The organism is Burkholderia sp. SIMBA_051 (genome assembly GCF_046534915.1).
Classification (GTDB): Bacteria; Pseudomonadota; Gammaproteobacteria; order Burkholderiales; family Burkholderiaceae; genus Burkholderia; species Burkholderia ambifaria.
This window is the reverse complement of the sequence record NZ_JAWRXS010000006.1, coordinates 352,771-374,215: the sequence shown is the minus strand read 5'-3', so window position 1 is coordinate 374,215 and position 21,445 is coordinate 352,771. Positions and strand designations below refer to the sequence as shown.

General features: G+C 67.4%; 21 protein-coding genes. 9 read left to right on the top strand and 12 right to left on the bottom strand.

All coding sequences use genetic code 11. The annotated features are described in order from the left end of the window. Window positions 1-15 precede the first annotated feature (15 nt). Both SB771_RS17340 and SB771_RS17335 read right to left on the bottom strand, forming a co-directional pair. On the bottom strand, window positions 16-435 hold the full coding sequence (locus SB771_RS17340) for a type II toxin-antitoxin system VapC family toxin (RefSeq protein ID WP_165753457.1): 420 nt from the start codon (window positions 433-435) through the stop codon (window positions 16-18). Beyond that, on the bottom strand, window positions 432-671 hold the full coding sequence (locus SB771_RS17335) for a FitA-like ribbon-helix-helix domain-containing protein (protein ID WP_175659735.1): 240 nt from the start codon (window positions 669-671) through the stop codon (window positions 432-434). The genes SB771_RS17340 and SB771_RS17335 overlap by 4 nt, the downstream gene beginning before the upstream one ends. A gap of 322 nt (window positions 672-993) precedes the next feature. Between SB771_RS17335 and SB771_RS17330 the strand changes: the two genes are divergently transcribed. From SB771_RS17330 to SB771_RS17300, 7 genes are all read left to right on the top strand, one after another. Next, complete coding sequence (locus SB771_RS17330; protein ID WP_175658966.1) at window positions 994-3,237, top strand: TonB-dependent receptor; 2,244 nt, start codon at window positions 994-996, stop codon at window positions 3,235-3,237. A 3-nt stretch (window positions 3,238-3,240) separates the two neighbouring features. Then, on the top strand, window positions 3,241-3,996 hold the full coding sequence (locus SB771_RS17325; protein WP_175658965.1) for a tetratricopeptide repeat protein: 756 nt from the start codon (window positions 3,241-3,243) through the stop codon (window positions 3,994-3,996). Next, entirely contained in the window at window positions 3,993-4,676 is a 684-nt protein-coding gene (locus SB771_RS17320; protein WP_175658964.1) for a Fe2+-dependent dioxygenase, read from the top strand. The genes SB771_RS17325 and SB771_RS17320 overlap by 4 nt, the downstream gene beginning before the upstream one ends. Before the next feature lie 101 nt (window positions 4,677-4,777). Beyond that, complete coding sequence (locus tag SB771_RS17315; RefSeq protein ID WP_105830428.1) at window positions 4,778-5,017, top strand: type II toxin-antitoxin system Phd/YefM family antitoxin; 240 nt, start codon at window positions 4,778-4,780, stop codon at window positions 5,015-5,017. Next, window positions 5,014-5,409 carry a type II toxin-antitoxin system VapC family toxin gene (locus SB771_RS17310; protein WP_012366464.1) on the top strand — a complete coding sequence of 132 codons (396 nt, stop codon included), beginning with the start codon at window positions 5,014-5,016 and terminating at the stop codon, window positions 5,407-5,409. The genes SB771_RS17315 and SB771_RS17310 overlap by 4 nt, the downstream gene beginning before the upstream one ends. 368 nt (window positions 5,410-5,777) lie before the next feature. Next, window positions 5,778-6,362 (top strand): NTP transferase domain-containing protein, encoded by a 585-nt coding sequence (locus SB771_RS17305; protein WP_175658963.1) that lies wholly within the window; start codon window positions 5,778-5,780, stop codon window positions 6,360-6,362. Between the two features lie 201 nt (window positions 6,363-6,563). Further along, window positions 6,564-6,707, top strand: coding sequence for a hypothetical protein (locus tag SB771_RS17300; protein ID WP_006752960.1), 144 nt, complete (start codon window positions 6,564-6,566; stop codon window positions 6,705-6,707). Between the two features lie 132 nt (window positions 6,708-6,839). Here the strand turns inward: SB771_RS17300 and SB771_RS17295 are convergent, their stop codons facing one another. From SB771_RS17295 to panE, 8 genes are all read right to left on the bottom strand, one after another. Then, window positions 6,840-7,598: an SDR family oxidoreductase gene (locus SB771_RS17295; protein ID WP_175658962.1), complete on the bottom strand. Its 759-nt coding sequence runs from the start codon at window positions 7,596-7,598 to the stop codon at window positions 6,840-6,842. Further along, complete coding sequence (locus tag SB771_RS17290; protein ID WP_175658961.1) at window positions 7,595-9,142, bottom strand: FGGY-family carbohydrate kinase; 1,548 nt, start codon at window positions 9,140-9,142, stop codon at window positions 7,595-7,597. The genes SB771_RS17295 and SB771_RS17290 overlap by 4 nt, the downstream gene beginning before the upstream one ends. A gap of 31 nt (window positions 9,143-9,173) precedes the next feature. Continuing rightward, entirely contained in the window at window positions 9,174-10,262 is a 1,089-nt protein-coding gene (locus tag SB771_RS17285; protein WP_175658960.1) for an alcohol dehydrogenase catalytic domain-containing protein, read from the bottom strand. Window positions 10,263-10,311: 49 nt separating this feature from the next. After that, the gene (locus SB771_RS17280) at window positions 10,312-11,319 is read right to left on the bottom strand and encodes an ABC transporter permease (protein ID WP_175658959.1); all 1,008 of its coding nucleotides are present in this window, start codon (window positions 11,317-11,319) and stop codon (window positions 10,312-10,314) included. After that, window positions 11,306-12,826 (bottom strand): sugar ABC transporter ATP-binding protein, encoded by a 1,521-nt coding sequence (locus tag SB771_RS17275; protein WP_175659734.1) that lies wholly within the window; start codon window positions 12,824-12,826, stop codon window positions 11,306-11,308. Before SB771_RS17275 ends, SB771_RS17280 begins: the two co-directional genes overlap by 14 nt. Before the next feature lie 62 nt (window positions 12,827-12,888). After that, window positions 12,889-13,842, bottom strand: coding sequence for a substrate-binding domain-containing protein (locus SB771_RS17270; protein WP_165753467.1), 954 nt, complete (start codon window positions 13,840-13,842; stop codon window positions 12,889-12,891). Between the two features lie 116 nt (window positions 13,843-13,958). After that, window positions 13,959-14,918: an AraC family transcriptional regulator gene (locus tag SB771_RS17265; protein WP_175658958.1), complete on the bottom strand. Its 960-nt coding sequence runs from the start codon at window positions 14,916-14,918 to the stop codon at window positions 13,959-13,961. Between the two features lie 249 nt (window positions 14,919-15,167). Then, window positions 15,168-16,115: a 2-dehydropantoate 2-reductase gene (gene panE, locus SB771_RS17260; protein WP_126225713.1), complete on the bottom strand. Its 948-nt coding sequence runs from the start codon at window positions 16,113-16,115 to the stop codon at window positions 15,168-15,170. A gap of 258 nt (window positions 16,116-16,373) precedes the next feature. Here panE and SB771_RS17255 point away from each other — a divergent pair, with 258 nt between their 5' ends. After that, window positions 16,374-17,927: a methyl-accepting chemotaxis protein gene (locus tag SB771_RS17255; protein WP_175658957.1), complete on the top strand. Its 1,554-nt coding sequence runs from the start codon at window positions 16,374-16,376 to the stop codon at window positions 17,925-17,927. A gap of 255 nt (window positions 17,928-18,182) precedes the next feature. Here the strand turns inward: SB771_RS17255 and SB771_RS17250 are convergent, their stop codons facing one another. Continuing rightward, window positions 18,183-18,860 carry a response regulator transcription factor gene (locus tag SB771_RS17250; RefSeq protein ID WP_175658956.1) on the bottom strand — a complete coding sequence of 226 codons (678 nt, stop codon included), beginning with the start codon at window positions 18,858-18,860 and terminating at the stop codon, window positions 18,183-18,185. A gap of 359 nt (window positions 18,861-19,219) precedes the next feature. Between SB771_RS17250 and SB771_RS17245 the strand changes: the two genes are divergently transcribed. After that, entirely contained in the window at window positions 19,220-19,711 is a 492-nt protein-coding gene (locus tag SB771_RS17245; RefSeq protein ID WP_011659197.1) for a hypothetical protein, read from the top strand. Between the two features lie 349 nt (window positions 19,712-20,060). Here SB771_RS17245 and SB771_RS17240 read toward each other — a convergent pair whose 3' ends face one another. Next, entirely contained in the window at window positions 20,061-21,434 is a 1,374-nt protein-coding gene (locus tag SB771_RS17240) for a sigma-54 dependent transcriptional regulator (RefSeq protein WP_244096775.1), read from the bottom strand. Between the last annotated feature and the right edge of the window lie 11 nt (window positions 21,435-21,445).

Below are 21,445 nucleotides of genomic sequence, written 5' to 3'. Positions count from 1 at the left end.
GCGGCCGGCACGGCGTTACCCGGCCCACGGATCGATCACGCGCAAGCCCGCCGCTTCGAACGGCGCGACGTCACGCGTCGCCACGATCAAGCCGTTCGCCGCGGCTGTTGCAGCGATAAATCCATCGGCAGACGCCATCGCGTTGCCCGTGGCCCGAGCCTTCGCGCGAAGGCTCGCATAGGCTTTACTGGCCGCATCGTCGAACGGCAGGATCCGGCCGCGAAACAGCGGCACGACGCGCTGCTCGATGCTTTGGTGCAGCCAGTCCCGCCTTCGCCCTTCCGGCAACGCGGCCACGCCGAAACGCATTTCCGCGAGACTGATCGCGGCAAGAAACAGCGTCTCGACATTCTGCGCATCGAGCCATTCGATCACGGCCGCACTCGGCTCGCGCCGCAGCGGCTCGGAAATGACGTTGGTATCGACGAGGATCATTCGAAGCTCATTGGATCGGTTGGCGAGCTCTCGCGCGGATTCTCGAAATCGACACCGCCCGCCTCCCGCCCGATTTCGGCCAGCAGCGACCCCAGCTTCGCCCGCCCGGTGGGCCGAACGGCTTCCTCGAGGATGGCGCGCACCTCCGCTTCGGTACTCCGACCATGTTGCGCCGCACGGATGCGAAGCGCTCGATGCACCTCGTCGGGCAAATTTCGAACGGTAATCACCGGCATGATGCACCCCGCCACAATTGCTTTCAATGCAGTCATGTTATCACCTTGCTGTCACGATGGACGAATGAAAAATGCAACCACTGTAGCCCGGTCGACATGCCCTGCACATTCGGCCATTCGGCCATCTTCCCCGCCCAGCAAACCCCGCCGGCCTCCGTGACATTCGTCAACGTTCTCCCCGCAAATGCGAACAAGAACGCTTCTCATTCACCTGAAAATTACATAGAATGCCCGGCTGAAAACAAATCGTAATAATTCCGGGCAGCATGCACGTTTGCGTAACGCGCCGTTCCCGGGCCACACCGCGAGGTCGAAGCGCACCATGAAGTCCCGTCCTGACGAGTTGAAGCTCGGCAAATTCACCACCCTGTGCAGCGTGCTCGCCGCGAGCCCCGCGTTCGCCGACGGCACGCCGCCGCCCGCCCCGGTCAGCACCGAAGGCCACCTCGCACCGATCGAGATCCAGGGCAAGACCGAGCACAGCTACAAGGCCGACTTTTCCGCCTCCGCGAAATTCACCGCGCCGCTCGTCGACACGCCGAAGTCGGTGACCGTGATCCCACAGGAACTGATTCAGAACAGCGGTGCGGCGACGCTGACCGAAGCGCTGCGCACCGTGCCCGGCATCACGTTCGGCGCGGGCGAAGGCGGCAACCCGCTCGGCGATCGTCCGTTCATCCGCGGCTACGACTCGCAGGGCAGCATGTTCGTCGACGGGATGCGCGACACGGGCGCGACCACCCGCGAGATCTTCAACACCGAGCGCGTCGAGATCACCAAGGGTTCCGACGGCGCGTACGGCGGCCGCGGCGGCGCGGGCGGCAGCATCAACCTGATCACCAAGGCCCCGCACCTCGGCACGACGGCCGCCGCGAGCGCGGGCCTCGGCACCGACCGCTATCGCCGCTTCACGGCCGACGGCAACTGGCAGTTCGCCGATCACGCCGCGTTCCGCCTGAACCTGATGAGCCACAACAACGACGTCGCCGGCCGCGACGTCGTCAACAACGAGCGCTGGGGCGTCGCGCCGTCGATCGCCTTCGGTCTCGGCACGCCGACGCGCGTGACCGCGAGCTACTACCACCTGTCGACCGACGACATGCCCGACGGCGGCATTCCGTACTTCTACACGACGTCGAACAAGCCCGCGAACGTCGACACGATCTATCCGGCGCCCGTCGACCGCCACAACTTCTACGGCCTGATCGACCGCGACTTCCGCAAGACCACGTCCGACATCAGCACGATCAGGATCGAGCACGACATCACGCCGGGGCTGACGGTGCGCAACACCACGCGCTATACGGAATCGACGCAGGACTACATCTGGACGCAGCCCGACGACAGCCAGGGTAACGTGGTGAACGGCAAGGTCTGGCGCCGCAACAACAACCGCGACAGCTCGATCAACAGCCTCGCGAACCTGACCGAATTGTTCGGCGAATTCCGTACCGGCCCGTTCAAGCACAGTTTCACGACCGGCATCGAACTGTCGCGCGAATGGGGCAAGCGCGATTCGTACACGGTGGAGACCGACACCGGCAAGATCTGCCAGAAGGGCATCGGCGCCGCATCGGGCTACAACTGCACGAGCCTCTGGTCGCCGAACCCGAACGATCCGTGGGCCGGCTCGGTCACGCGCAACAACGATTACGCGCATGCGCGCACCACGACGAAATCGATCTACGGCTTCGACACGATCGAGATCACGCCGCGCTGGCAGGTGAACGCCGGCGTGCGCGTCGACGACTACTCGACCCGCTTTACCGACACCAAGGCCAACGGCGGCAAGACCTACACGCGCGACGACACGCTCTTCAACTGGCAGGCCGGCCTCGTGTTCAAGCCCGCGCAAAACGGCAGCATCTACGCGTCGTATGCGACGTCGTCGACGCCGGCCGGCATGCTGCTCGGCGAAGGCAGCGAAACGCAGTCGCTCACGCCGGGCCGCGGCGGCGTCGGGCCGAACGCCGACCAGATGGCGCCCGAAAAGAACCGCAGCATCGAGCTCGGCACGAAGTGGAACGTGCTGAACGACCAGCTCGCGCTCACCGCCGCGCTGTTCCAGATCGATACGACGAATGCGCGCGTGACGCTGCCGAACAACCAGTACGCGATGGTCGGCAACAAGCGCGTGCAGGGTCTCGAGCTTGGCGTCGCCGGGCAGATCACGAAGCAATGGCAGGTGTTCGGCGGCTACACGTACATGAAAAGCGAGTTGCGCGACAACGGCAAGGACGCCGCGAACGACGGCCACCGCTTCCCGAACACCCCGAAGCACAGCCTGACGATGTGGTCGAACTACGACGTGACGCCGAAGTTCACCGTCGGCGGCGGCGCGTTCTACATGTCGGAAGTGTTCGGCGATCCGGCGAACCTGCGCGCGGTGCCGTCGTACTGGCGCTTCGACGCGATGGCACAGTACCGGATCAACAAGAAGCTCGACCTGCAGTTGAACGTCAACAACCTGTTCAACCGCACGTACTTCGATCAGGCGTATCCGGCGCACTACGCGTCGATCGCGCCGGGCCGCTCGGCGTTCATCACGCTGAACGCGCGCTACTGATCGATGGAAGCCGTCTCGCTGAAGGCGCTCGCGTCGGTGTCGCCGCGGGCGTTCGCCGACATCCTGGCCGGGCCGCCCGAGCGCGCCGCCGCGTGGGTCGCGGCGGCGGCCGAGCACGGGATCGTCGACGCGCAGGCCGTCTACGGACAGTATCTGCTCGACGGACACGGCGTCGCGCGCGATCCGGGCGCCGCGTTCGGCTGGTTCGGGCATGCGGCGCGGGCCGGCCATCCGATGGCGATGAACATGCTCGGGCGCTGCTACGAGTTCGGCTGGGGCACGGCCGCGTGCGCGCCGGTGGCCGTGTATTGGTACCGGCTCGCCGCACAGGCAGGGCTCGACTGGGGCATGTACAACTACGCGACGGCGCTCGCGCTCGGCAACGGCATCGACGAGAACCGCGCCGACGCGCTCGACTGGTTTCGCCGCGCGGCCGCGCTCGGCCATGCGAAGTCGATCAACCTGATCGGCGGCTTCTACGAGGATGGCTGGGTCGTGCCCGCCGATGTCGACACCGCGTTAGATCACTATCGCCGCGCCGCCGAGGCCGGCGACTTCCGCGGCCAGTTCAACTATGCGCGGCTGCTCGCCGAGCGCGGGCGCATCGACGACGCACTCGTCTGGCTCGCGCGCGTGCCGGCCACCGCTACGCCGGCGTTCGTCGCGAAGATGCGTGCGTATCTTGCGTCGTCGCCGCTCGCGGCGTTGCGCGCGGCGGCGCGGCGGCTGCCGTCTCACGGCATGGAATTCGAATCATGATGCTTCATATCCCCGGCGTGCTGACCAACGCACAGGTCGCTCAATGCCGCGAGCTGCTCGATGCTGCCCACTGGGTCGACGGCAATGCGACGTCCGGCGCGCAGTCGGCGCTCGCGAAACGCAACCGGCAGTTGCCGGAAGGATCGCCGGTCGCACGTGCGGTCGGTGATGCGATCCAGGATGCGCTCGCGCGCCATGCGCTGTTCTTTTCCGCAGCGTTGCCGCTGAAGGTGTTTCCGCCGCTGTTCAATCGTTATGCAGGCGGCGAGACGTTCGGCACGCATGTGGACAACGCGATCCGGCTGCTGCGCGGCACGGATTTCCGCGTGCGCAGCGATCTGTCGGCGACGCTGTTTCTCGAGGAGCCCGATGCGTACGACGGCGGCGAGCTGTGCGTGGAAGATACGTACGGCGTGCATCGCGCGAAGCTGCCGGCCGGCGATCTCGTGCTGTATCCGGCGTCGAGCCTGCATCACGTGACGCCTGTTACCCGTGGCGAACGCGTTGCGTCGTTCTTCTGGATTCAGAGCATGGTGCGCGACGATGGGGACCGCACGCTGCTGTTTCAGCTCGATACGCAGATTCAGGCGTTGTCTGCGGAAAAAGGCGCGAAGGATCCGGTGGTCATTGCGTTGACGGGGATTTATCACAACCTGTTGCGGAAGTGGGCGGATGCGTAGGGGGTAATGCGTTCGCGCTGTCGATCGCGTCCCGCCCGTCGCTTGCATCAGGTCGCCACGCCGTTCTAAAATGACCATCGTCAAATGACCATGCTCATATCATGATGCCGCACGCTCCCGTATCGAAATCCGAATTCAAGGCTCGCGCACTCGAATACTTCCGGCTCGTCGAGGCGTCGGGCGAGAGCCTCATCGTCACCGACCACGGCAAGCCGACGCTCGAAATCCGGCCGTACCACGCGCCCGAAGCCCAGCCATTGGACATATTGCGCGGCTCGGTCATGCGCTACGACAATCCTCTCGATCCGATTGCGGAAGATGATTGGGAGGCGTCGCGGTGATCGTGCTGGATACGCATGCATTGGTGTGGTGGGTGGCGGGCGATCCGTCGCTCAGCAAGAAGGCCCGCAGCGCGATCGATCGCGCGCGCGGCGAGGGCGCGCTCGCGGCTTCCGCGATCTCCGCATGGGAAATCGCGATGCTCGTGCGCAACGAACGCCTCGCGCTGACGATGGACGTCGATGCGTGGCTCGCGACGGTCGCGCAAATCGACGGCATGCGCTTCGTGCCCGTCGATGCCGACATCGCCGCGAAGTCCACCGCCCTGCCCGGCACGTTTCACAAGGATCCGGCCGACCGCATGATCGTCGCCACCGCGCGGCGGCTCGGCGCGCCGCTCGTCACCCGGGACGAAAAGATTCGTGCGTATGCGCACGTGAAGACGCTTTGGTGACCGTCATCCACCCGTCGGCCGAATCACGACACCGACGGAGCCGGTCTGCGGTCGACAAGCGATTCGTCTGACCGAACCGATCGCGACGCTCGCGCGAAACCGTCAGCTACCGATCGACACGCCGCCCCATACCGGTTCACGCATTACCCATGCGAAGGGTGGCATTGGCAGCGCTACGACCGCCATTGCGTCGTGATGCAAAGCGAATCGCTCGCCCTATCCAGCCCTGTCGAGAAAACCCCGCTCGACAAAACAGCCCGCGGACATTCTTTCCGGCGGCAATGCGCACGTTGTCGGTAACATCGGCACTTGCCGATCCCCGCCCACTCCCGCACAATCGGCCCACCTGCCTTCCTCCCCCCGCGCCGATGTCCTATGCGTCACTCGCCACCGGCGTCCTGCTCGCCGGCGGTCTCGGTCAACGCTTCGATCCAAGCGGTCTGCACAGCAAGCTGCTCGCGCTGCTTCCCGACGGCACGCCGGTTGCGGTCGCGGCCGCCCGTCGTCTCGCGGCTGCCACGGCGGACGTGATCGCCGTCGTGCGCCCCGGCGCCGAAAAACTCGCGATTCTGCTGAACGAAGCCGGCTGCCAGGTCGTCTACGCGCCCGACGCGATGCGCGGCATGGGCGCGAGCCTCGCGGTCGGTGTCCGCACGACGCCCGAAGCGACCGGCTGGCTGGTCGCGCTCGGCGATATGCCGTGGATCGCGGCGTCCACCTACGAAGTGCTCACTCGCGCGCTCGACGCCGACGACGCGTCGATCGTCGCCCCCATGCATCGTGGCGTGCGCGGCCATCCGGTCGGTTTCGCCGCGCACCATTACGATGCACTCGCCGCGCTCGACGGCGATACGGGCGCCCGCGCGCTGTTCGCCAGCGCGCCGGTGAACCTGCTCGACGTCGACGATCCCGGCATCCTGCGCGACGTCGATACGCCGGCGGATCTGCGCTGAGACCGGCGCGCGCCGGCCGCGCAGCGCATTGCCCATACGTGCCACCGCGAGATCCGGGCGCGATACCTGCAGACACTCGACTATCGCCGGCAATCGGGATGCCGCCGTGAGAATCCCGCTGCAAACGCTCGCCCGATTGCCTATAACGAAGACGAGGCGCGCCCGCCGCGCCACCGTCGTCACGCATTGCACGAGCGCTCCATGGACCACACGACCCCGATGCCCGAGCCCCCGGCCGATCCGAACCGCGATCCGGAAGACGACCCGTTGTCGCCACCGCCGCCGGGACATCCGCACGACAACCCGCAGCAGCCCGACGGGCCGCCGAGCAAGGATCCGGTGTAGGCGGCATCGACCCGCGCAGCGCATTCGGCCGCATCATGTCATGCGGCCTGTGCCGGCATGCGCGACGACGTGCGACGACATCGCGACGACGAACGGCAACCCCTCTGTCGCCCAGCGTCACCCGAGCGCCCGCTACCGCGCCGTATACCCGCCATCGATCGCCAGCGACACCCCGCTGATCATCGACGCCGCGTCGCTCAGCAGGAACAGGATCGGCTCGACCACTTCGTCCGGCTCCGCGAAGCGCCCGAGCGGAATCGCCGCGAGCATCGGCGCGCGCTTTTCCGGTTCGCTCCACGCGAATTGCGCCATCGGCGTCAGCGTGACGGTCGGGTTCACACTGTTCACACGAATCCCGTGCGCGCCGAGTTCGATGCACAGCACACGCGTAATCGCGTCAAGCGCCGCCTTCGACGCGCAATAGCTCAGATGCTCGGGCAAGCCGACGAGCGCGGCCTGGCTCGATACGTTGACGATGCTGCCCCGCGCACGCACGGCGCCGCGCCCGTCGCGCGCGATCATCTTCCGCGCGACGGCCCGTGCGACGAGCGCAGCGCCACGCGCATTGACGGCCATCACGCGATCGAAGTGCTCGGCGCTGATCTCGAGCGCCGGCTCGAGCGATGCGATGCCCGCGCAATTGACGAGCGCATCGAACGCGTCGTACGCGGCAAGCGCCGCATCGATCGCCTGTTCATCGCCGCCGATATCGACGCGCAAGGTCTCGCAGGCAATTTCGCCCGCCAGCACGTCGAGCGCGGCCGCATCGCGCCCCGCCGCGACGACCCGTGCGCCCGCATGCGCCAGCGCAATCGCGCATGCGCGCCCGATCCCGCTCGACGCGCCGGTGACGAGCACCCGTGAACCGCTGAAATCGAATCGCATCTTCATGATGACGTGCGCAGTGCGTGCATGATCGGTTTGAGTGCCGGATACAGCGCCGTATAGAGCGCGAAACGCGCCGCATACGCATTCGCGCGCGCCGCATCGGGCCGTGCGCGTTCGACGAGCGTGACCCAGCCGCCCTGCGCGTCGTCGTGCGACACGAGCCCCACCCCGACGCCCGCGAGCAGCGCCGCACCCATCGCGGCTTCGACTTCCTGCTCGATCGTCCATACCGGAAAACCCGTCACGTCCGCGATGATCTGCATCCACAGCGCCGAATGCGCGGCCCCGCCGACGACGATCAACCGGTCGTCCAGCGCCACCGTGCCGCGCCGGCCGGCCTCGATGTTGTGCCGCAGCGCGAACGCGACGCCTTCGAGCACGGCGCGATACAGGTGCGCACGCGTATGCGCGAGACTCAGCCCGACGAACGCGCCGCTCGCCTGCGCATCCCACACGGGGCTGCGTTCGCCCATCAGGTACGGCAGGAACAGCACGCCATCCGCGCCGGGCGGCACGCTCTCGGCCGCCTGCTCGAGCAGCACGTGCGGATCGCCGTGCGGCAGCAACCGCGCCGCATCGATCTCCGCGTGACAGAACTGGTCGCGAAACCACGCGACCGACGCGCCGGCCGTGATCGCGCCACCGAACACGTAAAGGTCGCGCTGCCCGTTGAACACGTGCGGCATGCTGACGAGCCCGTGCCGCGCATCGACGTGCTGGTTCACGTAGCCCCAGCACATGCTGGTACCGATCATCGCGACATGCTGCCCGCCGCGCGTCGCGCCGGCCGCGAAGGTCGCGACGGCCGCGTCGACACCGCCCGCGACGACCGGCGTGCCGGCCGGCAAGCCGAGCTGCTCCGTCCATTGCGACAGCAGCCCGCCGACGATATCGGTCGACTGGACCAGCCGCTCGGGCATCATCGTCGCGGGGATGCCGAGCATGTCGAGCGCGTCGTCGGACCACTCGCGGCGCGCGACGTCATACACGCCGCCGATGTTGCCGGCCGAACTGTGATCGACCGCGACCTCGCCGGTCAGCAGGTAGATCACGTAGGCATTCGGCGGCAGGAAGTAGCGCACGTTCGCCCACACGTCCGGGCGCTGTTCGCGCAGCCACAGCATCTTGGTGAACCCGTAGTAGCTGTCGACGCCGTTGCCGGTGATCGCGCGCAGCCGCTCGACGTTCACGTTGGCGTTCACCCAGTCGACTTCCGCGGTCGCGCGCCGGTCCATCCAGATCAGGCACGGATGGAGCGGCCGCATGTCGCTGTCGACCGGCACGCCGGAGCCGCCGTACAGGCTGCTCACGCACACTGCGCGGATCGCATCGGCCGGCACGCCGTGCGCGCGCGCGCCGCTCACGCAGCCCGCGATGCAGTCGAGCACCGCGTCGAACCACACCTGCGGCCACTGCTCGGCCCACAGCGGGCGCGGCGTATCGGGCTGGTAGGCGGCCGAGCGCCGCGCGACGATCGTGCCGTGCCGGTCGACAAGCAGCGCCTTGGTACTCTGCGTGCCGATGTCGACGCCTATGACGTATTCCATGATGTCTCCGGTGAGGCGCACGCGCCGGCCTTCAACGGGCCGGCTTCAGCAGCACCTTGATCGATTCGGGCGATTTCGCGACGCGGATCGCGTCGTCCCAGTCCTCCAGCGCGAAGCCGTGCGTGACGATGCCCTTCGACGTGACGAGCCCGCGCGCGAGCAGATCGATCGCGATCGGATAACAGTACGGCCCCAGGTGCGCGCCGCGCACGTCGAGCTCCTTGCGATCGCCGATGATCGACCAGTCGGCGGTCGTGTCCTCGCCGAATACGCTGAATTCGACGAAGCGGCCGAGCTTGCGGATCAGTTCCAGCCCCTGGTTCACGCCGACCGGCGCGCCGGTCGTCTCGATGTACACGTCGCAGCCGTAGCCGTCGGTCAGCGCGCGGACGATCTCGCGCGCATCGTCGCGCGTCGGGTTGATCGTCACGTCGGCGCCGTATTGCCGCGCGAGGTCGAGCCGTTCGTCGAGCAGGTCGATCACGACGAGCTTCTTCGGCGTCTTCAGGTGCGCGACCTGCGTCATCATCAGTCCGAGCGGGCCTGCGCCGGCAATCACGACGACATCGTCGAGCTGGATGTCGCCCCGGTTCACGGTATGGATCGCGCACGACAGCGGCTCGATGATCGCGGCATCCTCCAGCGACACGCCGAGCGGAATCTTGTGAACGATCGCGGTCGGTGGAATGCGCATGTACTCGGCCATCCCGCCGTCGGCAACTTCGCGCTGGAAACCGAAGATGTTGTGCACCTCGCACATCCAGTACTGGCCCGACTTGCAGTAGCGGCACTTGCCGCACGGCACGATCTGCTCGGCGATCACGCGGTCGCCCAGCGCGACGCCGAAATGCTCCGCCGCGCCGTCGCCGAGCGCTTCCACGTAGCCGAAGAATTCATGGCCGGGAATCACAGGCGCCTTCACCCAAGGGTTCGGGCCGCCCCAGAACATCTTCGCGCCGGTATAGCACTTGCAGTCGCTCGCGCAGATCCCGCACGCGGCGATGCGGATCACGAGTTCGTTCGCGCCCGCATGCGGCTTCGCGACCTGTTCGACGCGGTAATCCTCGGGGCCGTGGCAAACCACCGCGGTCATGTGCGGCTGGGCTTCGGGTGTCGTCATGAGTTGTCTCTTCCGTTAGTGATGATTCGGATTTCTGATGAATATCCGGTTACCGCGATCGTTCGCGGCTGATATAGATCGCGAGCAGGATGATTCCGCCCTTGATCACGTTCTGCACATACGGGTTCACGCCGATCATGTTCAGTCCGTTGTTGAGCACGCCGAGCAGCAGCGCACCGACGAGCGTGCCGAGAATCGCGCCGCGTCCGCCCGAGATCGACGTGCCGCCCATCACGACGGCCGCGATCGCATCGAGTTCGAAGCCCACGCCCGCGTTCGGCTGGCCGCTCATCAGGCGTCCGGTCAGCACGATCGCCGCGAGCGCGGACGTGAGCCCGGCCAGCGTATAGACGATCAGCTTCACGCGCGCAACGCGCACGCCGGTCAGCCGCGTCGCCTGCTCGTTGCCGCCGATCGCATACACATAGCGGCCGAACGGCATCCGATCGAGCAGCAGCCACGCGATCGCATAGACGATCAGCATGATCAGCACGGGCGCCTGGATACCGAGCACCTTGCCGCTGCCGAAGAACGCGACCCAGTCGGGCAGCCCGTCGATCGGATAGCCGCCCGTATAGATGAGCGCGAGGCCGCGCGCGATGCCCATCGTCGCGAGCGTGACGATGATCGGCGGCATCCCCGCGAACGCGACGAACACGCCGTTCAGGAAGCCGAACCCGAAGCCCACCGCGATACCGATCGCGAGCGCGGCGACGGCGTTGACGCCGGCCACCATCAGCCCGGCCGCGAGCGTGCCGGACAACGCCATCACCGAGCCGACTGACAGGTCGATCCCGCCCGTGAGAATCACGCAGGTCATGCCGACCGCGATGATTGCGTTGATCGAGACCTGGCGCAGCACGTTTTCCAGGTTCGCCGCGGACAGGAAGCTCGGGCTCGCGATCATCATCGCGATGCACACGACGATCAGCCCGACGAGCGGATAGAACAGCGTCGAGCGCCGCAACTGCGTCCACATCGCGCGCGGCGGCGGCGCATCGACGGCAGCCGCCGCGAGCGTCGTGGAAGGCGTGGAAGAAGATTCATGCAGGTTCATGGGTCGCTCCTCGCGTGCCGGCCGTGGCATGGGTCATGACCGTATCGGGATCGATCTCGTCGCCTTCGAGCGTCGCCTCGATGCGGCCCTGCCGGAACACGGCGACGCGATCGCACATGCCGACGATCTCCGGCAGTTCGGACGAGATCATGATGATGGCGTAGCCGCGCGCGGTGAGTTCGCGCATCAGCCCGTAGATTTCCGCTTTGGCGCCGACGTCGATGCCGCGCGTCGGCTCGTCGAAGATCAGCACGCTCGCGTGATGGTTCAGCCAGCGCGCGATCACGACCTTCTGCTGGTTGCCGCCGGACAGCGTGGCCACCTCGGTATGGATCGACGGCGCCTTCACGCCGACGCGCCGCATTACGTCGTGCGTCGTGCGGGCCTCGCCGCGGCGGTCGATCAGCCAGCGCATCGACCGGTACTTGCCGAGGTTGTTCAACGAGATGTTGTCGCGAATCGAAAACGACGTGACGAGCCCTTCCGTCTTGCGGCTTTCCGGCAGGATGCCGATGCCCGCGCGCAGCGCGTCGGCCGGATCGGCAAGCTTCGCCGGCGTGCCGCGCACGCGCACCGTCTTGCGATGCGCGCGCGTCGCACCGATCACCGCGAGCGCGGTCTCGGTGCGGCCCGAGCCGACGAGGCCGGCGAAACCGAGGATCTCGCCCGCATGCAGCGCGAAGCGGTTCACCGGGCCGTCGCGTTCGATCTGCAGCGCGTCGACTTCGAGCACGGCCGGCGCATCGGCCGCCCGCACCGGCTTCGGCGGAAAGCTGCTCTCGAGCCGGCGGCCGACCATCATCCGGACCAGCTGCTCGACGTCCGTGCGCGCGACGTCGGTCGTCGCGACATACTGGCCATCGCGCAACACCGTGATGCGATCGCACACGGCGAAGATTTCGTCGAGATGGTGCGAGATGAAGATCATCGCGACGCCCTGCCGCTTCAGCTCGCGCATGATCGCGAACAGATGTTCGGCCTCGGCCGGCGTGAGCGTGGCGGTCGGCTCGTCGAGGATCAGGATGCGCGCATCGAGCGACAGCGCCTTGCCGATCTCGACGAATTGCTGCTGCGCGACCGACAGCGTGCGCAACGGCGCATCGAGATCGATCGACACGCCGAGCCGCGCGAAGATGCCGGCCGCCGCGCGGCGCATCCGCGCGCGGTCGCGCACGCCCCAGCGCGTACGCAGCTCACGGCCGAGGAACAGGTTGTCGACGGCATCGAGGTGCGGAATCAGGCTGAATTCCTGGAACACGATGCCGACACCGGCCGCGACCGCGTCGTGATAATTCGTGAAATGCCGCGCGGTGCCGTCGATCTCGATCGTGCCCGCATCCGGCTGATGGATCCCGCAGAGGATCTTCATCAGCGTCGACTTGCCGGCGCCGTTCTCGCCGAGCAGCGCGTGAATCTCGCCGCGCGCGATCTCGAGATGAATGTCCGACAGCGCCTTCACGCCCGGAAAGCTTTTCGTGATGTGGCTGAGCTTCAGTATCGTGTCCATCGGCTTCTCCATGCGAAGGGCGCCGGCCGCGCCGCCGCCCTTCACGTCGCGTCGCACGTCGCTCACCAGCTGAATCCCTTCGCGTTGCCGCGATCGACGACCTTCACGTCGACCGGAATCGCCTTCGGCACCGTCGCGCCCCACTTGCGCGCGATCGCGATGCCGAGCGCGATGCGCACCTGGTCGGCCGGAAACTGCGCGGTCGTCTCGATGAACTTCGAGTTCGGCTTCTGGATCGCGGCGATCGCCTCGGGCGCGCCGTCGACGCTCGTCAGCTTGATGTCCTTGCCGGAACCCTCGATCGCAGCCAGCGCGCCCATCGAGCCGCCGTCGTTCACGCTGAAGATGCCCTTCAGGTTCGGATGCGCGGAGATCATGTTTTCGGTCACCGACAGCGCGGTCGCGCGCTCCTGCTTGCCGTTCTGCGTGTCGACGAGCTTCACGTTCGGGAATTTCGCGAGCCCGGCCTTGCAGCCGCGCACGCGTTCGAGAATCGGCACGACCGGAATGCCGTCGAGGATCGCCACCTCGCCGCTGCCGCCGATCGCCTTCGCGAGGTATTCGCACGACATCACGCCGGCGTCGTAGTTCTTCGAGCCGACGAACGAATCGACCGGGCCGTTCGCGTTCGCATCGACGGCCACGACCACCGCGCCGGCCTTCTTCGCCTGCGTGATCGCGGACTGGATGCCGGTCGAGTCGGTCGGGTTCACGAGCAGGATGTCGATCTTCTTCTGCAGCATGTCCTCGACGTCGCTCACCTGCTTGCTGACGTCGTGATGCGCGTCGGTGACGACGACCTGCGCGCCGATCGATGCGGCCGCATCGTTCAGCGCCTTCTGCATCGTCACGAAATACGGGTTGTTCAGCTCCTGGAACGTCATGCCGATGCGCAGCGGCGCGGCATGCGCGACGGCCGGCAGCACGGCCGCGACGGCGAGCGTGACGAGGGCCGCGAGGCGGGCGCCGCGGCGCGGGGAAGAAGCGGGCAATGCGGTAGGCGATGCGTGCGTCATGACGGTGTCTCCGGTTGTGTGTGCAGCTTTTTCGTGGGTGAGCGAGCCCCTCGCGACGCGAACGGCGCGATTGGCTGGGTAAAACGGCGAGAAAAGGTCGGGCGAGCGCCCGGCGATCATCCGGGCTGCGGTACGAGCCCGGGCGCGATGGGTGTCACCACGCGCGGCGGCATCGGGTTGCCGGTGGGCGCGGCGTGCAGCGCGAGTTCGCGGCTGCGCGCGTTCAGGCGCTGGAGCGCGCGAAACTCGGACGGCGCCATCCCCTTCACCGCGCGGAACTGGCGGTTGAAGTTGGACACGTTGTTGAAGCCGGCCTGGAAGCAGATGTCGGTGATGTTCGCGTCGTCGGCGAGCAGCATCTGGCACGCGGATTCGATGCGCAGGCGGTTCACGTACTGGACGAACGGCATGCCCGTATGACGGTGGAACGCGCGCGAGAACGCGCTGACGCTCTGCCCGGTCAGTTGCGCGAGATCCGATTCGCGCAGCTCCGACGCGAGGTTCTTGCCGATGTACGACAGCGCGTGGCTGAGCCGCGTGGGCGTCACGTGCGCCTGGTCGTAGGCGGGGCTCGCGAGCAGCGTGCGTTGCGCCGCGCCGCACAGCCGCTCGAGGATCGTCATGAACAGCGCGATGCGGCGCATGCCGCGCGCGCCCAGCAGCTCGTCGAACAGCGGCGCGATCGCCGCGCTCGTGGCGTCATCGAAGCCGACGCCGCGCCGCGCGTCGTCGAGCAGCGCCTGCGCGTCGCGGCATTCGGGAAACGCGTCCATGCAGCGCCGCACGAACGACGGATCGAACTGGATCACCAGGTTGCGGCGCTCGACGGTTTCGCCTTCCGCCATGTCGCTGACCCAGTTGTGCGGCAGGTTCGGGCCGAGCAGCACGAGATGGCCCGGGCCGAACGAGCCGATATGGTCGCCGACGAAATACTTGCCGCGCGTCGCGACGATCAGGTGCAGTTCGAATTCGGGATGAAAATGCCAGCGGATCGTGCGATACGGATAGCCGTGCGACCAGACCTTGAACGACTCGTCGCGTCGCACTTCGACCACTTCCAGATCGGGGTGCATCATCCTGGCGTCTCCATTCCCATGTGTCGCTGGCCGGGCCGTTCTGCATCGCGACCGGTCGCATGGAAAGCAATGTAGGTCGATCGCGCGCGCGGCTCCACCAACTTTACGCCTGATTTTCGATACTTTTTTGCGGTTTGCGGCCGCAAACGGCGCCGGACGGCAAAATTGTGCAGCGCGCAATGTGTGCCGGCCGGCGGCGGCAACGAACCGCCGCCGTGCGGATCCGGCAATGCGGCTCGACGCCGACGGCTACCGCGACGACGCAGCCGCGCTTTCCCGTGCGACGCGCACTTCGTACGTCTTCAGGTGGTTGTAGGCGATGCGCAGCAGCGACAACGCATCCGCCGCCTGCGGGTCACGGCGCGCGAGCAGGTCGCCGATCACGTGGTCGGCTTCGACCCGCGCGCGGTTCTCGACATCGCGCAGCATCGACGCGGTCAGCGGCGATGGCGTCAGCACCATCCGCTGCATCCGCTCGATCGCGGCCGGATCGGGCCGGTAACCATTGTGCGCGGCGATCGCGCTGCATTCGTCGAGCATCGTCTCGAGCAGACGGCGGCCGTCCGGCGCGGCGAGAATGTCGCCGACCGACCCGCGAAACAGCGACGTGCTTGCCGCGAGCGTCGCGAGGAACACCCACTTGTCCCACATCCGGGCGGCGATGTCGTCGCTGAGCGTCGCATCGAAGCCAGCGCCGCCGAGTACGTCGGCCAGCGCGCGCACCCGCGCCGATTCGCCGCCGGCAAGTTCGCCGAACGACAGCCCGTGCGTATCGTTCAGATGCACGATCCGCTGCTCGCGATCGAGCGTCGCCGCGATCACGCACAGGCCGCCCAGCACCTGCGCGGCGCCGAACCGGTCGCGCAGCACGTCGAGATGGCGCATCCCGTTGAGCATCGGCAGGATCAGCGTCGACGGCCCGACGAACGGCGCGAACGACGCGATCGCATCGTCGAGGCTGTAGGCCTTGCAGCTCAGCAGCACCAGGTCGAACGGCGCGGCCGTATCGCCCGCGCGCACCGTCTGCACGTTCGCGAGCGTCAGGTCGCCGCGCGGGCTGCGGATCACGAGCCCGTCGCGCGCGAGCGCGGCCGCGCGGCCGTCGCGCACCAGGAACGTCACGTCGCGCCCCGCCGCCGCGAGCCGGCCGCCGAAGTATCCGCCGACCGCGCCGGCGCCCACCACCAGAATTCGCATCCGTTGCCTCCTTTCAGGTTCGTTCGACGCCGCGGCCCGAGCCCGACCATCGGGCACGACACGCCACCGTCATCGCCCGACAGTATAGCGACGGGGAATATGTATATGCATAGATGACCGCACCGCGCTCGCTGGTATCGAGCGGCTGCCGTTTCTAAGGGATTTCCCGCCTACGGTCATGCGCGTGGCGTGCCGTCAAAGACTTATCCCGTCACGCCGTTACGGCGCGCTTGTTCGATCGACCGACCTCACTTACCCATGCGCACCCTTTCCCTGAATCAGAAACTCGCCTCGATGATCGTCATTCTGTGGCTCGGCCTGCTCGTGATCGCCGGCATCGGCGCGTGGCAGACGCGCGCGTCGATGATCACGGACCGCCGCGACCAGCTGGCGTCGCTGGTCGCGCAGGCGACGAGCGTGACCGACCACTACTACAAGCTGTCGCAACAGAACGCGTTGCCGGAGGCCGACGCGAAGCAGAAGGCGCTCGAGGCGATCGCCGCGATGCGCCACGGCACCGACGGCTATATCTCGGTCAACGACTCGAAGCCGGTGATCGTAATGCATCCGATCAAGGCCGAACTCAACGGCAAGGACGTGTCGAATTTCGCGGATCCAAACGGCAAGCACCTGTTCGTCGAGATCGTGAAGGCCGGCAACGCGGAAGGCGGCAAGGGCTTCGTCGAGTATCTGTGGCCGAAGCCGGGCGCCGACAAGCCGCAGGACAAGACCAGCGCGGTGCAGCGCTTCGCGCCGTGGGACTGGTATCTCGTGACCGGCATGTACATGGACGACGTGCGTTCGGCGGTGCTCGCGAGCGTCGGCCGCTGGCTCGCGATGACGGCCGTGCTCGGCGCAATCGCGACCGTCGTGATGGTGATGGTGCTGAAAAGCGTGCGCGCGAACCTCGGCGGCGAGCTCGAGGTCGCGCTCGACGCCGCGCAGCGTATCGCCCAGGGCGACCTGACCGCGCGCGTGAACGTCAAACGTGACGACCGGGGCAGCCTGATGCATGCACTGCATACGATGCAGAGCGGGTTGATCGACATGGTGTCGCGCGTGCGGATGGGCACGGAAAACATCAACGTCGGCGCGGGCGAGATCGCGTCGGGCAACACCGACCTGTCGCAGCGCACCGAGGAGCAGGCAGCCGCGCTGGTGCAGACCGCGTCGAGCATGGACCAGATGACCGCGAACGTGAAGCAGAACGCGGACAGCGCGGCCCAGGCCGCGACGCTTGCCGACCAGGCCGCGCAGGTCGCGTCGCGCGGCAGCGAGGTGGTCGACAATGTCGTGCGCACGATGAACGAAATCACCGACCGCTCGCACAAGATCGGCGACATCATCGGCGTGATCGACGGGATCGCGTTCCAGACCAACATCCTCGCGCTGAACGCGGCGGTCGAGGCGGCGCGCGCCGGCGAACAGGGCCGCGGCTTCGCGGTGGTCGCCGCCGAGGTGCGCTCGCTCGCGCAACGCTCGGCGACGGCCGCGAAGGAGATCAAGTCGCTGATCGTGTCGTCGAACGAAACCGTCGAGCACGGCGCGACGCTCGTCACGCACGCGGGCGAGACGATGGCCGAGATCGTGCAGTCGGTGCGGCGCGTGAACGAAATCCTCGACGAGATCAGCCATGCGTCGCGCGAGCAGAGCGCGGGGATCGAGCAGGTCAACCGCGCGGTGGGCGAGATGGATCAGGTCACGCAGCAGAACGCGGCGCTCGTCGAGCAGGCCGCGGCGGCCGCGCATTCGCTGCGCGATCAGGCCGAAGCGCTGCGCGACGCGGTCACGCGATTCGCATTGCCGGCCTGAGGGGGGTGGAAGCGGGCGATTTCGGCGATTCCGGCGATTCCGGCGATTCCGGCGATTTCGGCGATTTCGGCGATTTCGGCGATTTCGGCGATTTCGGCGATTTCGGCGATTTCGGCGATTTCGGCGGTTCCGTCGATTCGGTCGATTCCGGGCGATTCCGTCGATTCAGCAGGTTCCGGCGATTCCCAGCGGTTCCCCCTGACGGCCTGGCGCCCCCGCGGTGCCGGCCCTGCCCAGCCCGCACCGCTTTCGCGCTTACCCCGCGCCGACCGGCTGGCTCGCGCTCCCGCCGCCGCCGAACCCCAGCCCGGCCGCCCGCTGGACCAGCTCGATGTCGTTGGTCACGCCGAGTTTCTTCATCGCGCTGATCTTCTGCGCGCTGACCGTCTGCTTCCCCTTGTTCAGCCGCTGCGCAATCGTCTTGATCGGCACGCCGGCCAGATAGAGGCGAATCACCTCGATTTCGCGCGTCGACAGCTTCACCGGCGGCTGGTCGTGTTCGGCGAGCGCCTCGAGCGCGCGCCGCACGAGCGGCGACAGGTAGCGCCCGCCGCTGTAGCTCGAATGGATCGCGGTGACGATGTGCCCGACGTCGTCGAACTTGCTGACCAGGCTCGCGCCGCCTTGCGCGAGGATCGAGCGGAAGATCACCGGATTCTCGTTCCCGACCAGCGCGACGATGCCAACGTTCGGGCGCGAGCGGCGCAGCCAGTCGAACAGCGCGAGGCCGTCCATCCGCGCGTCCTGGCCGATCGCATAGTCGACCAGCACGATGTCGCAGTCGATGCGGCCGAGCGCGTCGACCAGTTCGTCCGGGGTCCGTGAGACGCCGACGAGATCGATCGCGCACGCGTCGCCGGCAATGTGCTCCATGCCCGCGAGCGTCAGCGGCCAGTCGTACGCGAAAACAGTGCGAATACTGAATTTCCCCATGCGCAATTCCAGAAGGTTCGCCGGGCCGCGCAGCGCGGAATGCGTGCGCGGCCGGATCGGCGTTGAATGACGTGCGAGATATTTTTATCTCGAACGTCATTCTAGGAAGCGGCGCGCGGCCGGGATATCGGACGCTGTATAGATTGGCCTGCGGGAACGTAATACGAGTTTGATATTTGCGTCGGTCCGGCCATTCGGCGGCAGGCTGAGTCGGCCGAATGGCCGACATTGCGGGCGGCGCGGGCCGCACGGACGGCCCGCAGGGTAAAATTGCGGCCTTTGCATGCCACTCCGGGCGACCGGCCGCGGGCAGCGCGCCGCTCCTGGCCGCGCGCCCGCCCGTTCGCCGCGCTTCCTCCATGACCGAATCCGATCTGCAATCCGACGACACCGCCATCCACCAGGACGGCCTCTGGCACGACAACGGCTGGACCGCCCGCATCATCAAGAACGAGGACGACGACGGCTGGGCCGTCGAGATGATCAAGGACGGCGAAGCCGAGCCCGCGCTGGTCGGCCCGTGGACGATGGGCCGCGACAAGAAGAACCCGAAGCCGATGGACGCGAACGCGTTCCGCACGCTGGTGAAGACCGCGACCGAGGTGCTGATGCGTCACGAGCAGCAGCGCCGCGCGATGCTGCACAAGGAAGTGACGGTCCAGGGCGACGACGGGCAGGATGTGTCGGTGACGCTCGACATCGTGCCGGACGAGTTCGAGCCGTATGCGCAACTGAAGGCGTTCGACCCGTACGGCGAGCTGCTGGCAGACGCGAAGGTGTCCGCCGGGTTCAAGCTCAACAAGGCCAGCGCCGCGCGCTGGGTCGAATCGGGCTTCGAACGGCCGGCTTGATGCGCACGGACGGGCGCTGATGGGCTGATGGGCTGATGGGCTGATGGGCTGATGGGCTGATGGGCTGAGGGACTGAGGGACTGAGGGACTGAGGGACTGAGGGGCTGACGGGCTGACGGGCTGACGGGCTGCGGGCTGGCGGGCTGGCGGGCTGGCGGGCTGGCGGGCTGCGGGCTGCGGGCTGCGGGCTGCGGGCTGGCGGCTGCGGGCTGGCGGCTGCGGGCGGGCGACCCGCCGGGCTTAGCGGGCCCACGGGCTAGCGCGCCGATGAGGTAGCGGGCCGATAAGCTGGAGAGCCTACGGCCGCGCGACGCCGCACCGCGCCGCCCCGGACCGAGCCCAACCCGCATCAACCATGCAGGCTATGCAGCCCATGCGCGATCATCAGGCGATACAGCGTCGCGCGCGAAATCCCGAGTTCCGCCGCGACATCGGCATGCTGGTGCCGATGCCGCAACAGCGTTTCCTCGATCGTGCGGCGCTCGGCCTGCCGGCGCGCCTCGGCGAGCGTCGGCGGCCGGTGCGACGTGTACTGGCTCAGCTCGAGATCGACGGCCGAGATCAGCGGGCCGTTCGTCATCACGACCGCGAAGCGGATCCGGTTGATCAGTTCGCGCACGTTGCCCGGCCACGCATGATTGTGGATCGCCTCGATCGCGCATGGCGTGAAGCCGCGAATCCGGTGCGCGCCGTCGTCGCGATAGCGCCGCAGCACATGATCGGCGAGCAGCATGATGTCGCGGCCGCGCGCGCGCAGCGGCGGTTCGTCGATGCGCAGCACGCACAGGCGGTAATACAGGTCCGCACGGAACCGCCCCGCCTGCACCGCGGCCTCGAGATCGACATGGGTCGCGGACACGATCCGCACGTCCACCGGAATCGACACGCGCCCGCCGAGCCGCTCGATCTTGCCCTCCTGCAGGAACCGCAGCAGGCTCGTCTGGCTCTCGAACGGCATGTCGCCGATTTCGTCGAGAAACAGCGTGCCGCCGTGCGCGGCCTCGATGCGGCCGATCTTGCGCTGATGCGCGCCGGTGAACGCGCCGCGTTCATGGCCGAACAGCTCGGCCTGCAGCAGCGTCGACGGGATGGCCGCGCAATTCACGGCGATGAACGGCGCGTCGGCGCGCGACGAATGCTGGTGGATCGCCGCCGCGGTCAACTCCTTGCCGGTCCCGGATTCGCCGGCGATGAACACGGCGGCCTCGGTGTTCGCGACCTTGCGGATGGTCGCGAACAGTCGGCGCATCGCGCCGCATGCGCCGATCATCGCCCCGCCCGGCGGCGCGGCATCGACGGCCGGTTTTTCGCTGTCCACGAGTTTCAGCATCCCGTACGCATGGCCGACGAGATAGCCGATCGTCCTGCAGGCGGTCGCATTGCCCACGTAGTCGAAGCAGCACTGGCGGATCAGGCGCGCGACGGTGGCGTCACGCAGCCGCTCGTCGTCGGCGAGCGCGACCCAGCCGATACGCGGATCGCGCAGCAGCGCCTCGAACGACGCGACGTCGGGTGACGCGAAGCCGTCGAAATCGACGATGCCCGCGTGCAGGCGGTTCGCCTTCACAAGATTGAGTGCGTCCGCAACGGATTTCGCCCGCCATACGTTCCAGCCGCGCGATGCGAGACAGTCGACGAGCCATGCATCGGGATGCTGCGACAGATACACGAGCGGGCGCGTGAGCGCGGCAGGGGGACGCCGGCCCGGGACGAACGGCGGCATGCATGCGGCCC